Here is a 13,424-nt window from a genome sequence, read left to right on the forward strand (position 1 = left end):
GAATGTGAAACCATGACTGCCGCCCCCCACAATAACCGAGCCGATCTCGCCGAACTGCTGGCCTTCTACGCCAGCGCTGGCGTCGATGAGGCACTTGAAGAACAGCCGGTAAACAGGTTTGCAGAAGCCAGGCCGCCGGAGCGGGTACCCGCGGCGGCCGCTCTGCCGGCCGGTGAAAATGCGGCGCCGCAACGCTCGACGAGCGTGTCGCGCGCCGAAATGGGCGAGAGACCGAACACGGCACCGGTAGTGCGAACGCCTCCGGCCACCGCAACGGTGCCCGACGAGGCGCAGGCGGCGTTGGCGCGCCAACTGGCGAGGTCGGCGGCAAACCTCGACGAGCTTCGCCAACACGTGGCGGCATTCGACGGCTGCAATCTCAAATTCACGGCCAAGAACCTGGTGTTCGCCGACGGCAATCCGACTGCCGAGGTGATGCTGGTCGGCGAAGCGCCGGGCCGCGACGAGGACATAGAGGGCCTGCCGTTCGTCGGCCGCTCTGGCCGGCTGCTCGACCACATCCTGGCCGCGATCGGTCTTGATCGAAATTCAGTCTACATCGCCAATGTCATTCCCTGGCGGCCACCGGGCAATCGCACGCCGACGCCACACGAGACCGAGATATGCCGGCCGTTCATCGAACGGCAGATCGAGTTGGTTGCTCCGAAAGTGCTGGTCAATCTCGGCGGCCCGTCGGCAAAGACCCTGCTCAACACCTCCGAAGGCATATTGCGGCTGCGCGGCAACTGGCGCGTCCACACGACCCCATCCGGCGTCGCAATTCCCGCCATGCCGACCCTGCATCCGGCCTATCTCCTGAGGACGCCGGCGCACAAGAAGCTGGCGTGGCGGGATTTCCTCGAAGTGAAGGCGAAGTTGCGGGCGCTGAGTTGAGGTCGCGCGCCTCTTCCTTCTCTCTGTGGTGGAGAAGGGAAAGACAGTGCCGATGACTTCCCAGGTAATTGAAATCCCTCTCCCACCGGCCTAGTCATCTCGTCATGACAGCAGTCCAGATTTCCGCCGGCAGTCTCATTCGCGAATGGCGTACACGCCGGCGCATGAGCCAGCTCGACCTCGCCATGGAGGCCGAGATCTCGCAGCGGCATCTGAGCTTCGTCGAAAGCGGCCGCGCCGCACCCTCGCGCGATATGGTGCTGCATCTGGCCGAGCAGCTTTCGATCCCGCTCAGGCAGCGCAACCAGCTGCTGCTGGCCGCCGGCTTTGCCCCGAGCTTCAGTGAGCGGCCGCTTGACGACGCCTCGATGGCGCCGGCGATGGCGGCGGTCGAGACCGTGCTCAAGGCGCACGAGCCGTTCCCGGCGCTTGCCGTCGACCGGCACTGGAACCTGGTGTCGGCGAACGCCGCCATAGGCCCGTTCCTCGCCAATGTCGCCGATGCCTCATTGCTGACGCCGCCGGTCAACGTGCTGCGCCTCAGCCTGCATCCCGGCGGCATCGCGCCGCGCATCGTCAACCTTGCGGAATGGCGGACGCATCTTCTGGAGCGGCTGAAGCAGCAGAACGATGCTACCGCCGATCCGGTGCTGGTCGAGCTCGAGCGCGAGCTTCGGGCCTATCCGTCCGGCCTCAAAGGCAGCCGGCCGGCGCCGGTCGAACCGAATGCGATTGTCCATCCGCTCAAGCTTGCCCATGGCGACGCGATGCTGTCGTTCATCAGCACCATCACCGTATTCGGCACGCCGCTCGACGTGACGTTGTCGGAGCTGGCGATCGAATCCTTTTTCCCGGCCGACGAGCAGACGCGGGCGGTGCTGGTGCGGCTGGCGAAAGGGCGGGCCGACGCGGCGAAAGGCTGATCACCCCTGTGGCGCGATCGCCTTGCGCGTGCGGGTGCGTTCGAGGCCGAGCTGGCGCTCACGCCAGATAATGAAAATGCCCGCTGCGACGACGATAATGCCGCCGACCAGCATGTTGATCGTGGCGACGTCGCCAAAGACCAGATAGCCGACCACGACGCCGAGGATCATCGAGGTGTATTCGAACGGTGCCACGACCGAAGCTTCGGCATGGCGATAGGCCGAGGTCATCAGGATCTGGCCGAGCCCGCCGCAAAAACCCGCGGCAATCAGAAGCCCCGCCTGCACTGGCGTCAGCGCCTGCCAGCCGAATGGCAGCGAAAGCAGCGCCATGACGCTCGCCGTCACAGAGAACCACAGCACGATGGTCGCCGTCCGCTCGCTCTGGACGAGGTTGCGCACCAGGAGCATGGCGATGGCCGAGATCGCCGCGGCCATGAGGGCGGCGATGACGCCGAGCACCTCCTGGTCGCCAAGGGCAGCGCCCGAGCCCAGCAGCGTCAGTTCCGGCCACGAGATGATCAGCACCCCGACCAGGCCGACGGCAACCGCGCTCCAGCGATAGATGCGGATGGCTTCGCCGAGGAAGATCGAACTGAACACCACGACCAGCAGCGGCTGCGCGTAGTTCAGCGTAATCGCCTCGGGCAGCGGCAGCCGCGTCAGCGCGAAGAAGCCGAGCCCCATGGCGCAAACCCCGACAACACCGCGCGCAATGTGGTTGAGCGGGCGCTTTGTCGAAAAGGCGGTGCCGAGTTTCCCCTGGAAGGCGAGGAAGGCGATGATCGGAAAGATGGCAAAGAAGGAGCGGAAAAAGACGATCTGGCCCGCCGGCACCGTGCCTGCCACCTTGATGCAGGACGACATGCCGACGAAGACCGCCACCGATACGATCTTGAGCACGATCCCGGTTAGCGTGCTGTGTTCGCCGGCGTGGTCGCCGGCAGCAAGCACTGGCAAGTCCCGTTCGGCTGTCACGCCCCTTTTGCTTCCTGGATCGCCGCCAAGATGCGCGCCGGCGTTGCGGGCATGTCGATATGTCTGATGCCGTAGGCGCTATAGAGAGCGTCGGTCACCTCATTGAGCGCGGCACGCGTCGACCCGATCGTACTCGCCTCCCCGGCGCCCTTGAAGGCCTCGCGACGCAGCACCGAGGCGCCCATCCCGAATTTCGGCGTGACGACGGTCATGGAAGCCTCGCGATGATGCTTGGGAAATGATCGCCTGAAATAGACGTCGCTGCAGTTTTGTCGAGGGAGTGTTTCGTGTAAAGAGCGCAGACTTCAATTTATTTGGACCAGCGGACCCGCCCGCCACTCCCGGATCGACAGGAAAAATCAAGGAATGCGCACCGATACCGGCCAGGTCTTCAAGCTCGAAGACTATCGCCCCAGCGATTATCTCATTCCGGAAACCAGCCTGACTTTCCGCCTTTCACCTGAAGCAACGCATGTCACCGCCGTGCTGGCGGTCGAACGCCGCGACGGGATTGCGGCATCAGTGCCGCTGGTGCTCGATGGCGACGGGCTGACGCTCAGCAGCATCGCCATCGACGGCCAGGAAACGAGCCCTGCGGATTTTCTCGCCACGCCCGATCAACTGACAATCGTCAGCCCCCCTGCGGCAAGGCGCTTCCAACTGAGAATCGAAACCGTGCTGGCGCCGGCGCGGAACGAAGCGCTTATGGGCCTCTATCGCTCCAGCGACGTCTATTGCACGCAGTGCGAGGCCGAAGGCTTTCGCCGCATCACTTATTTCCTCGACCGCCCCGACATCCTGTCGGTCTATACGGTGCGCATCGAAGCTCAGCGCCGTGAGGCGCCGCTGCTTTTGTCCAACGGCAACCCGGCCGGCAGCGGCGAACTTGCCGGCGGCAGGCACTATGCGGTCTGGCACGACCCGTTCCCCAAGCCGTCCTATTTGTTTGCGCTGGTGGCGGGCGACCTCGGCAAGATCTCGGACAGTTTCGTTACCCTGTCTGGCCGCAACGTCGAGCTCGGAATCTATGTCGAACCGGGCAAGGAGAGGCTCGCCGGCTACGCCATGGATGCCTTGAAACGCTCGATGAAATGGGACGAGGAGGCGTTCGGCCGCGAATACGACCTCGATGTCTTCAACATCGTCGCCGTATCCGACTTCAATATGGGCGCGATGGAGAACAAGGGTCTCAACATCTTCAACGACAAGTATGTGCTGGCCGACCAGGAAACCGCGACGGACGCCGATTTCGCCAACATCGAAGCCATCATTGCCCATGAGTATTTCCACAATTGGACAGGTAACAGAATCACTTGCCGCGACTGGTTCCAGCTTTGCCTGAAGGAAGGCCTGACCGTTTTCCGCGACCACGAATTCTCCGCCGATCAGCGCTCGCGCGCCGTCAAGCGCATCGCCGAGGTGCGTACGCTGCGCGCCCATCAGTTTCCCGAGGACCAGGGGCCGCTGGCGCATCCCGTGCGGCCGCGCCGCTACCGCGAGATCAACAATTTCTACACGGCGACGGTCTACGAAAAGGGCTCGGAAGTCGTGCGCATGATCCATACCATCCTCGGCGCCGAGACGTTCCGCGCCGGCATGGACCTGTACTTCGAACGTCACGACGGCCAGGCGGCGACGATCGAAGACTTCATCAAGGTGTTCGAAGACGTCTCCGGTCGCGACCTGTCGCAGTTTTCGCTGTGGTACCATCAGGCCGGTACGCCGAACCTGACCGTCAGTTCAGCATATAATCCGGCGGCGCGAGAATTCACGCTCGAAATCGAGCAGTCGGTGCCGCCAACACCGGCGGAAAGCCGCAAGCGGCTGATGCACATTCCGCTTGCCTTCGGCCTGGTTGGCGCCGGTGGCGAGGCGATAGCGCATAGCGGCGTCGAAGGGGCGAACGTCGAGGACAGTGTCATCCATATCCGCAAACGTCGCCATGTCGTCAGGTTTTCCGGGATTGCCGAGCGTCCGGCCATGTCGCTCAACCGTGGCTTTTCGGCGCCGGTGACGCTTTCGGTCGAGCAACGGCCCGACGACCAGTTTTTTCTGGCTGGCCATGACAGCGACGCCTTCTCGCGCTGGCAGGCGTTCAACACGCTTTTGACCGATGCCCTGATTGCAGCCTTCCGTCAGATCCTGGACCACAGGCAACCCGAGTTCAGCGCCCGGCTGACCGAGCTTGCGGGCAAGATAGCCGGCGACGAAGCACTCGAACCCGCCTATCGGGCATTGGCGCTGGCGCTGCCCGGCGAGGCCGATATCGCCCGCGACATTGGCAAGAACATCGACCCCGACGCCATTTTCGCGGCGCGCGAGGCGCTAGTGGTTGCGATCGCCGAGACCAACAGCGAGATATTCTCCAAACTTTACGATCGGCTCGCCGACAATGGTCCGTTCAGCCCGGATGCGACCAGTGCCGGGCGGCGTGCACTGCGCAATGTCCTGCTGGATTATCTCTGCTTGCTGCCGGGAGGCGCGGAACTCGCTGCCCGGCACTTCCAGTCGGCGACCAACATGACCGACCGGGCCGCGGCGTTGACCGTGCTTGCGCACCGTCACCACGGCTCACCGGAGGCGACCAAGGCGCTGGCCGATTTCGAGGCGAGATATGCAACCGATGCGCTGGTCATGGACAAATGGTTCCAGATCCAGGCCAGTGTGCCCGGCCCGCAAACCGTCGATGCGGTGCGCGCTTTGACCGGCCACCCGACGTTCTCGATGGCCAACCCGAACCGGGTGCGCTCACTCATCGGTACGTTTTCCAGCGCCAACCAGACCGGCTTCCATAGCGCCGACGGCGAGGGCTACCGGCTTTTCGTCGAAACGGTGCTGCAGGTGGAAAAGCGCAACCCGCAGGTGGCCGCCAGGCTGGCGACGGCGCTCAGGTCTTGGCGGTCGCTCGAACCGGTGCGGCAGGCCAAGGCAAGGGAGGCGCTGCTTTCGATCGCCAATGCAGAGAAGCTCTCGGCCGATTTGCGAGACATCGTCGAGCGCACGCTGGCCTGACAACGCGCCGGCTCACCACCACAATGGCGTCTCGCCCGAAAACCGCATTATTTTAGTCGATTTTTAATCTTTTTTCGCCGCGCCTCTGGACAAGGCGAATCACCTTTGATTCTTTACAGACGATTCGGAAGTGCGGCGTTGCCGGATCGTCAAGCAGATTGAAAATCGGGGAGTGCCATTTATGGCGAAGGCGGACGCGTGGGGCGCGCCCGGTGGGACGGCTTTTGAGCGACGCGAGGCGCGAAGCGACGGTCTCGCCGGCAATACGCGGCTCATCGCCGAACCTGCCTACCGACGGCTGCTGGCAGCCGAGCCGCTGTTGCGGCGATCGATACCGGCCCTCATCATCATCTTTCTGTTGATCATTGCAGTATTGCGCTTTCTGTCGCTGATGAACGAGCGCGACGAGATCGAGCGCGACGCCAAGGCGATCCTTGCGCTGGCCGCGGGCCAACTGGCCAGTTCGATCGCTGCCGACGCGACCATGGTTTCGACGCCCGGCGCGATCCAGGACCTGCTGGAGGGAACCGGCCGTCAGGGCGCGATGGGCCGAAGCCACGTACTGGCGATCACCGACAGCGCCTTCAAGATCATTGCCGTATCGCCGCAGTCGACGCACTGGGAGGGGCGATCGCTCGATGGCCTCGTGCAGGGCGGGCAGCCGCTGTTCATGTTCGGCGACCGCGCCGGGGTGATGGAGGTCAGCATCGGCGGACAGGACTGGTACGCGGCGGTGAGCCTGGCGAATGGCCGAAGGGGTGCCGCGGCAGCCTTTGTGCCGCAGGAGGCAGTTTTTGACACCTGGCGCAAGACGGTCTCGCTCAACGTCACGCTGTTTGTGCTGACGGCCGGCGTGCTGATCATCATCCTCTACGCCTATTTCGGCCAGGCGGCGCGCGCCCAGGCCGCCGACCGCATCTATCTCGAAGCCCACCAGCGCATCGACATGGCGCTGGTGCGCGGCCGCTGCGGCCTGTGGGACTGGGACATGGTGCGCGGCAAGATGTACTGGTCGCGCTCGATGTACGACATGCTGGGCTACGAGCCTTGCGACACGATGCTGTCGTTCGGCGAAGTCGACGAAATCATCCATCCCGAGGACGGCGATTTGTTTGAACTCGCCAACAGGATCGTCGGGCGCGAGATCGACCACATCGACCAGGTGTTCCGGATGCGTCATGCCGACGGGCAATGGGTCTGGATGCGGGCAAGAGCACAGGTTATCGACCCGGAAGCCCCGGAGATCCAGCTGATCGGCATCGCCGTCGACGTCACCGAGCAGCGGCACCTGGCGCTGCGCTCCGAAGCCGCGGACCTGCGCCTGAGGACAGCCATCGAAAACATCAACGAATCCTTCGTGCTGTGGGATTCGTCCGAGCGCCTGATCATGTGCAATTCCAAATACCAGCAGGATAACGGCCTGTCGGATCGCGACGTGATGCCGGGCGCCCCGCGCGCCGTGCTGGATGAACGCATGTTGGCGTTCGCCTCGGAGCGGCGGCTTGCCAATACCAACGGACCGCAGGGGGGCGTGACCTTCGAGCGCCAGCTTGCCGACGGCCGCTGGCTTCAGGTGAACGAATTGCGGACAAGGGACGGCGGCACCGTCTCGGTCGGCTCCGACATCACCCAGATCAAGCTGCACCAGGAGAAGCTGGTCGACAGCGAGCGCCGTTTGATGGCAACGATCCACGACCTCAGCCTTGCCCGTCGGGCGGAAGAAGAACGGGCCCGCGAACTCGTCGAGCTCAATCGCAAATACATGAAGGAAACCGAGCGGGCGGAAGCGGCGAACCGGGCCAAATCTGAATTCCTGGCCAATATGTCGCACGAGTTGCGCACGCCGCTCAACGCGATCATCGGCTTTTCGGAACTGATGGAACGGGGCCTGTTCGGGCCGCTGGGTTCGCCGCGCTACGAAGAGTATGCCACCGACATCAACGGCAGCGGCAAATATCTTCTCGGCGTCATCAACGATATCCTCGACATGTCGAAGATCGAGGCCGGCCAGTTCGCGCTGGATCAGGAACAAATCGATCTCTGCCCGCTGATCAGGGAAACGGTTCGCGTCGTTTCGCTGCAGGCGGCGGAAAAATCGATCACCGTCGAAACCCGCATCGCCGATTCGCTGACGCTGTTCGCCGACCGCAGGGCGATCAAGCAGATCCTCATCAATTTGTTATCGAATGCCGTGAAGTTCACCGGGCAAGGCGGCCACATCTCGGTCAGGGCCCGCAGCATTTCCAGCGCGCTGATCCTGACGATCGAGGACAATGGCTGCGGCATCCCGAAGGCGGCGCTGAGCAAGCTCGGGCGGCCGTTCGAACAGGTGCAAAACCAGTTCTCCAAGAGCCATGCCGGCTCCGGCCTCGGCCTCGCCATCTCGCGCTCGCTGGCCGAGCTTCAGGGTGGCGCGTTGAAGATCCGCTCGACCGAAAGCGTCGGCACGATCGTCTCGGTACGCATCCCGATCAAGAAAGCCACGCAGGCGGTCAAGGCCGCTGCCTGAAACGACAAAATAAGTCTCCGGCGGCTCGCGCCGCCGGAGAGGTTATTAATTCTCACTGCATGCCGTCATTGCCGTCGCCGCCCCATTGGTGGTGACGGCCGGGACCCTTCGGCAGTTCGTTCTTCTCGATCTTGCCGTCATTGTCGCGGTCGAGCATGGCGAACACCTTCTTCTGGCGGCTGGTGATGTCGTCGGCGGTCAGCGTGCCGTCGCCCTTGGTGTCGTAGCGGGCGATGATGCGCCTGGCCATCTGCTCGAAGCGTGCCTTCTCCAGCGCGTCGGCGAGCTGTGCCACGGTCAGCTTGCCGCCATTGTCGGCGACCATCTTCTTCAGCCGCGCGTTCATGGCGTCGGAGAACTGGTCGAAGGTGATGGTGCCGTCATTGTCCTTCATGACCTTACCGAGGCGCATCATCATGCCCTCGCGCGGCCCGGCGCCGGAGTGCTCGTCTGCATAGGCAGCGGTGCCGACGGCGCCGGCCAGGGCTGCGAAAACGAGTGCAAGTCTGGTCGTCTTTCTCATGGTCTTCTCCTGTTGCATCGTCACCCCCGATGCTAGAGCGGCAGATCTTCAATCCCCGCTCTATCTCCTTGTTTGAGCATCGGAAGCTCCCAAAGCAGGTCGCCACTTTTGGCTCCGATGCTCTCGCCCGTTCGGCCGATTGCCGTCACGGTTATTTCGCACGAAGCAAAAGGTCAAAATCCTTTCTGACCTTCTGCGACGTCTCCTTGAGGTGCGCTTCAAGCACACCGAAATCCGGCAGGTCGGTGACCGCCAGAAGCAGATCCGAAAGCCCTGGCGGAACGTCGTCGCGTTCGAACGCGCCGGTAAGGCAAAGCCGTATTATCTGGGTCAGCGCCAGATAGAGCGAATAGGCATCCACCAGTTCCTGCCTGACCTGGGCGCTGGCGAAATCCGGCGCCAGGCGCGACAGGATGTCAGCCGTGCCGGTGGCCCTGCGGCCTGCCTCGATCTTTCCGGTAATCACCGCAACCTGGGCGATGAATTCGAGATCGATGAGGCCGCCCGGGATCAGCTTGATGTCCCAGGTATCGCGCGGCGGCTTCTCCTTGTCGACCATGGCGCGCATCTCGGATGCCTCGGCCATCACCTTGACTGGATCGCGCGGCAGAGCGAGCACTGCGGCAACTTCCCCTTCGACCTCGCGGCAGAGCTCGGCATCGCCGCCGATCGCGCGGGCTCGCGCCAGCGCCATGTGCTCCCATGTCCAGGCGTCCTGGCGCTGATACTTCTTGAAGGCGTCGACATGCGTGGCCACCGGCCCCTTGTTGCCGGACGGCCGAAGGCGAAGGTCGAGCTCGTAGAGCACGCCCTCGGCGGTCGGCGCGGAAACGGCGGCGATCAGCCGCTGCGTCAGCCGGCTGTAGTAATGCGACGGGGCAAGCGGCTTGTCGCCGTCGGACTCCTCGGCATCGGCGTCGTGATCGTAGAGCAGGATGAGGTCGACGTCGGAACCTGCCGTCAGTTCGCGGCTGCCGAGCTTGCCCATGCCGAGCAGTGCGACCCTGCCGCCGGCAATATAGCCATGACGCAGCGCGAATTCGGCCATCACCGCCTGCAAAGCCGCTTCGATAGTCAGATCGGCGAGGTCGGAAAAAGCGCGGCCGGCGCGCGGCGGATCGATCGACCTGGCAAGCAGCCTGACGCCGATCAGGAACTTTTGCTCCGAAGCAAAGATGCGCAGTCGGTCGAGCACGTCCTCATAGGCCCTGTCGCCTTCGAGGAAGGCGGCAAGACGCGCCGACAGATAGGCACGGTTGGGCAGTTCACTGAGCAGCGCCGGATCGAGCAGGCCGTCGAAGACATGTGGCCGGCGCGTGATGATGGCGGCCAGCCGCGGTGCCGCGCCCATGATCGTCGCCATCAGCTTCAGCAAAGCTGGGTTCGAATGCAGCAGCGAAAACAGCTGGATGCCGGCAGGCAGGCCGGCAAGGAATTCGTCGAAGCGGATCACTGCCTCGTCCGCCCGCCGCGTCTGGCCGAAGGCTTGCAGCAGCGCCGGCGTCAGTTCGGTCAGCCGCTCGCGCGCTTCCGCCGACCGGGTGACGCGATACCGGCCGAAGTGCCAGCCGCGGATAACCCGGCAGATGTCGCTCGGCCGCTGGAAGCCGAGCCGCTTCAGGGTCTGCAAGGTGTCGGGATCGTCGACGTCGCCGGTAAAGACCAGATTGCCGATGCCTGCCGAAAGCTCCGGCGCGGTTTCAAACAGCGCTGCATAGTGGCGCTCGACCTGGTGCAGCGCCGCGCGAAACGCTTCGGCAAAGCCTGCCGCATCGGCAAAGCCCAGCATGCGGGCGACGCGCTCCAGCCCCTCTTCGTCCTCCGGCAGGATGTGCGTCTGCTGGTCGGCAACCATCTGGATGGCGTGCTCGACGCGGCGCAGGAACCAGTATTGCCTGGTGAGCGCCTCGCGCGCATCCGCAGTGATCCAGCCACGCGCGGAGAGTTCGCCAAGCATCGGCACGGTCTCGCGGCCGCGCAGTTCGGGAAAGCGACCGCCGGCGATGAGCTGCTGGGTCTGGACGAAGAACTCGATCTCGCGGATGCCGCCGCGGCCGAGCTTGACGTTGTGACCTTTGACCGCGACCTCGCCATGGCCCTTGTGGGCGTGGATCTGGCGCTTTATCGAATGGACGTCGGCGATCGCCGCATAGTCCATGTATTTGCGCCAGATATAGGGCTGCAGTTCCTTCAGGAACGCGGCGCCGGCGGCAAGATCGCCAGCCACCGGGCGCGCCTTGATCATGGCGGCGCGCTCCCAGTTCTGGCCGCGCGCCTCATAGTAGCGCAGCGCCGCCTCGACCGGGATCGCCAGCGGCGTCGAGCCGGGGTCGGGACGAAGCCTGAGATCGGTGCGGAAGACGTAACCGTGCTCGGTGCGGTCCTGGAGAATGCGGACCAGCCGGCGGGTCAGGCGCGAAAACAGCTCGGTGGCATCGAGCGAATCGACGACGGCAGGCGCATCGGGGTCGAAGAAGACGACGAGGTCGATGTCGGAGGAGAAGTTCAGCTCATGCGCACCGAGCTTGCCCATGCCGAGCAGGATCCAGCCCGAGCGTTGCGCCGGATTTTTCGGATCCGGCAAACTGAGCTTGCCTTGCTCATGCGCGTCGCGGAGCAGGAAATCGACGGCTGCACGCGTGCAGGCGTCGGCAAGATCGCTCAGTCGCCGCACCGTCAGCGAGGTCTCGGCCTCGCCGGCGAGATCGGCCAAGGCGATCAGGAAATGCGCCTCCGCCTTGCATCGGCGCAGCTCCATCATCAGGCTGCCTTCGGAGACGGCCTCTGCGCGCGCTGCCTTGTCGACCGCGGCGCAGATCGATGACAGCCGCGCCTCGATGGTCTCGTCGAAAAGCGCATCGACTATCCGCGGCCGGCGGCGCGCGGTATCGCGCAGGAACGGCGACAGGTCGAAAACGGCGGCGAGGAAATCCTGGACGACCCCCTTGCCGGCGAGAAATTTCGCCAGTCGCGGCAGTTCTTCCTGCCGCGCGGCGTCGGCGATCTCCGCCAATTCCTGCCTGGCGCGGCTTGCATCCAGCGGAACGAGCTTTACCGCCGGCTTCAAAAGCCAGTCCGTCTCGCGGCGTCGCGCTGCCATCCTCGCCACCATCAGCGATCCTCCCGCCCGGGAAAACTCATGACGACGGACAATCCGGGATTGCCGGGCAGAAGCTCAAGCCGTCCATTGTGGAACGTCATGATCGCCTTGGCGAGGCTCAAGCCAAGGCCGGAACCCGGCTGCGAGCGGCTCTTTTCCAGCCGCACGAAACGCTCGGTCACCCTGGCGCGGTCGACATCGTCGGGAATGCCCTGGCCGTTGTCGGAAACAGCAAGCCTGATCTCGCCATCGATACGCTCCAGCGTCACGCGAACCGTAGGCCTGGAGGTCGAGTCGGTCGAATATTTGATCGCGTTGTCGACGATATTGGACAGCGCCTGGCCGATCAGCTCGCGATTGCCGTTGACGGCGAAGGCACCCTGTACCGAGGTTTCGAGCGTCACACCCGCCTCTTCCGCCACAGGCTCGTAGAGTTCGACGACGTCGTGCACGGCAGCGGCCAGGTCGACCCTGGTGGTGCTTTCGGAGGAATAGCCGGCCTCCAGCCGTGAGATCATCAGGATGGCGTTGAAGGTCTTTATCAGCTGATCGGATTCGGCGATCGTTCCTTCCAGCGCCTGTCGGTAGTCGCTGGTGTTGTGCTTGCCGGAAAGCGTCGCTTCGGCCCGATTGCGCAGCCTGGTCAGCGGCGTTTTCAGGTCGTGGGCGATGTTGTCGGAGACCTGCTTCAGCCCCTCGTTCAACGTGGCGATCCTGGCCAGCATGGAATTGAGGTTTTCCGACAGCCGGTCGAACTCGTCGCCGGCGCCGGTGACCGGCAGCCGGCCGGAAAGATCGCCGCCCATGATGCGGCGGCTCGCCTCCGACACGCTGTCGATGCGCTTCAGCGCCGCGCGCCCGACGAAGAACCAGATCAGCAGCCCGCCGACGCCCATCATGCCGAGCGCCAGCATCAAGGCGCGGCGAATGACGGCGCGGAAGCGCTCCGGCTCGCCGAGGTCGCGGCCAACCAGCATGATCATCTGGTTGGGCAGGCGCAGCACCAGGGCGATGGCATTATGGCCCTTCTCGCCTTCGGCCTGTACTTCGCTCTGGGCGGGCTCGTTCGGGTCGGAGACCGGGTTGCGCTGCCGCTCGAGCTCGCCCTCGCCGAAGCGGCGGTAGGAGAACGGTTCGGTGGTCCAGCCCTCGGCCTCGATCACGCCCGGCTCCAGGCTCTGCACGTTGCCGGTCAGGATCTGGCCGTTGGCATCGGCGATCAGATAGAGATTGGCGCCGGGCTGGCGGGAGCGCTGCTCGACGACGCGGACCAGCACCGGCAGGCCGCCGCGCTGATAGGCGCGGGCAAGGCCGAGTACCTCGTCGTTGATCGTCTCCTGCGTCTGGGCAGTCAGCATGCGCGCCGAGAGCGAGGTCATGTACAAGACCAGCAGCACAGCGCACAGCGCAAAAAGCAGAAGATAAAGCGCTGAAAGCCGCGCTGCCGTCGTCCTCATGATGGCCGGCACGGAAAGGGCCATGGGG

Annotated in this window: 9 protein-coding genes; 4 read left to right on the plus strand and 5 right to left on the minus strand. The window is 64.1% G+C overall.

Going from position 1 to position 13,424, the window contains the following annotated elements; all coding sequences use genetic code 11:
- Nucleotides 1-12 precede the first annotated feature (12 nt).
- Both NKH89_RS22545 and NKH89_RS22550 read left to right on the plus strand, forming a co-directional pair.
- The gene (locus tag NKH89_RS22545; RefSeq protein ID WP_352788986.1) at nt 13-894 is read left to right on the plus strand and encodes a uracil-DNA glycosylase; all 882 of its coding nucleotides are present in this window, start codon (nt 13-15) and stop codon (nt 892-894) included.
- 104 nt (nt 895-998) lie between these two features.
- Entirely contained in the window at nt 999-1,817 is an 819-nt protein-coding gene (locus tag NKH89_RS22550) for a helix-turn-helix domain-containing protein (RefSeq protein WP_352481886.1), read from the plus strand.
- Here the strand turns inward: NKH89_RS22550 and NKH89_RS22555 are convergent, their stop codons facing one another.
- Together NKH89_RS22555 and NKH89_RS22560 are read right to left on the minus strand one after the other, a co-directional pair.
- The gene (locus NKH89_RS22555) at nt 1,818-2,795 is read right to left on the minus strand and encodes a DMT family transporter (protein ID WP_502896928.1); all 978 of its coding nucleotides are present in this window, start codon (nt 2,793-2,795) and stop codon (nt 1,818-1,820) included.
- The gene (locus tag NKH89_RS22560) at nt 2,792-3,007 is read right to left on the minus strand and encodes a hypothetical protein (protein ID WP_023718376.1); all 216 of its coding nucleotides are present in this window, start codon (nt 3,005-3,007) and stop codon (nt 2,792-2,794) included. Before NKH89_RS22560 ends, NKH89_RS22555 begins: the two co-directional genes overlap by 4 nt.
- A gap of 154 nt (nt 3,008-3,161) precedes the next feature.
- Here NKH89_RS22560 and pepN point away from each other — a divergent pair, with 154 nt between their 5' ends.
- Both pepN and NKH89_RS22570 read left to right on the plus strand, forming a co-directional pair.
- Complete coding sequence (gene pepN, locus NKH89_RS22565) at nt 3,162-5,807, plus strand: aminopeptidase N (protein WP_352481888.1); 2,646 nt, start codon at nt 3,162-3,164, stop codon at nt 5,805-5,807.
- Between the two features lie 181 nt (nt 5,808-5,988).
- The gene (locus tag NKH89_RS22570) at nt 5,989-8,316 is read left to right on the plus strand and encodes a PAS domain-containing sensor histidine kinase (RefSeq protein ID WP_352910001.1); all 2,328 of its coding nucleotides are present in this window, start codon (nt 5,989-5,991) and stop codon (nt 8,314-8,316) included.
- A 52-nt stretch (nt 8,317-8,368) separates the two neighbouring features.
- Here the strand turns inward: NKH89_RS22570 and NKH89_RS22575 are convergent, their stop codons facing one another.
- The 3 genes from NKH89_RS22575 to NKH89_RS22585 form a co-directional block, all read right to left on the minus strand.
- The gene (locus NKH89_RS22575) at nt 8,369-8,839 is read right to left on the minus strand and encodes an EF-hand domain-containing protein (RefSeq protein WP_352481890.1); all 471 of its coding nucleotides are present in this window, start codon (nt 8,837-8,839) and stop codon (nt 8,369-8,371) included.
- A 151-nt stretch (nt 8,840-8,990) separates the two neighbouring features.
- Nucleotides 8,991-11,951: a bifunctional [glutamine synthetase] adenylyltransferase/[glutamine synthetase]-adenylyl-L-tyrosine phosphorylase gene (locus tag NKH89_RS22580; RefSeq protein WP_352910003.1), complete on the minus strand. Its 2,961-nt coding sequence runs from the start codon at nt 11,949-11,951 to the stop codon at nt 8,991-8,993.
- Nucleotides 11,951-13,420, minus strand: a complete 1,470-nt coding sequence (locus NKH89_RS22585) for a sensor histidine kinase (RefSeq protein ID WP_352481892.1) — start codon at nt 13,418-13,420, stop codon at nt 11,951-11,953. The genes NKH89_RS22580 and NKH89_RS22585 overlap by 1 nt, the downstream gene beginning before the upstream one ends.
- Between the last annotated feature and the right edge of the window lie 4 nt (nt 13,421-13,424).

This window comes from Mesorhizobium sp. M0923 (assembly GCF_040319365.1).
Taxonomy (GTDB): Bacteria; Pseudomonadota; Alphaproteobacteria; order Rhizobiales; family Rhizobiaceae; genus Mesorhizobium.

What these genes read in the sequence shown, in the direction of transcription:
- NKH89_RS22545 (WP_352788986.1), top strand. Translation starts at nt 13, where the DNA reads ATGACTGCCGCCCCCCACAATAACCGAGCCGATCTCGCCGAACTGCTG.
- NKH89_RS22550 (WP_352481886.1), top strand. Translation starts at nt 999, where the DNA reads ATGACAGCAGTCCAGATTTCCGCCGGCAGTCTCATTCGCGAATGGCGT.
- NKH89_RS22560 (WP_023718376.1), bottom strand. Translation starts at nt 3,007, where the DNA reads ATGACCGTCGTCACGCCGAAATTCGGGATGGGCGCCTCGGTGCTGCGT.
- pepN (WP_352481888.1), top strand. Translation starts at nt 3,162, where the DNA reads ATGCGCACCGATACCGGCCAGGTCTTCAAGCTCGAAGACTATCGCCCC.
- NKH89_RS22570 (WP_352910001.1), top strand. Translation starts at nt 5,989, where the DNA reads ATGGCGAAGGCGGACGCGTGGGGCGCGCCCGGTGGGACGGCTTTTGAG.
- NKH89_RS22575 (WP_352481890.1), bottom strand. Translation starts at nt 8,839, where the DNA reads ATGAGAAAGACGACCAGACTTGCACTCGTTTTCGCAGCCCTGGCCGGC.
- NKH89_RS22580 (WP_352910003.1), bottom strand. Translation starts at nt 11,951, where the DNA reads ATGGTGGCGAGGATGGCAGCGCGACGCCGCGAGACGGACTGGCTTTTG.
- NKH89_RS22585 (WP_352481892.1), bottom strand. Translation starts at nt 13,420, where the DNA reads ATGGCCCTTTCCGTGCCGGCCATCATGAGGACGACGGCAGCGCGGCTT.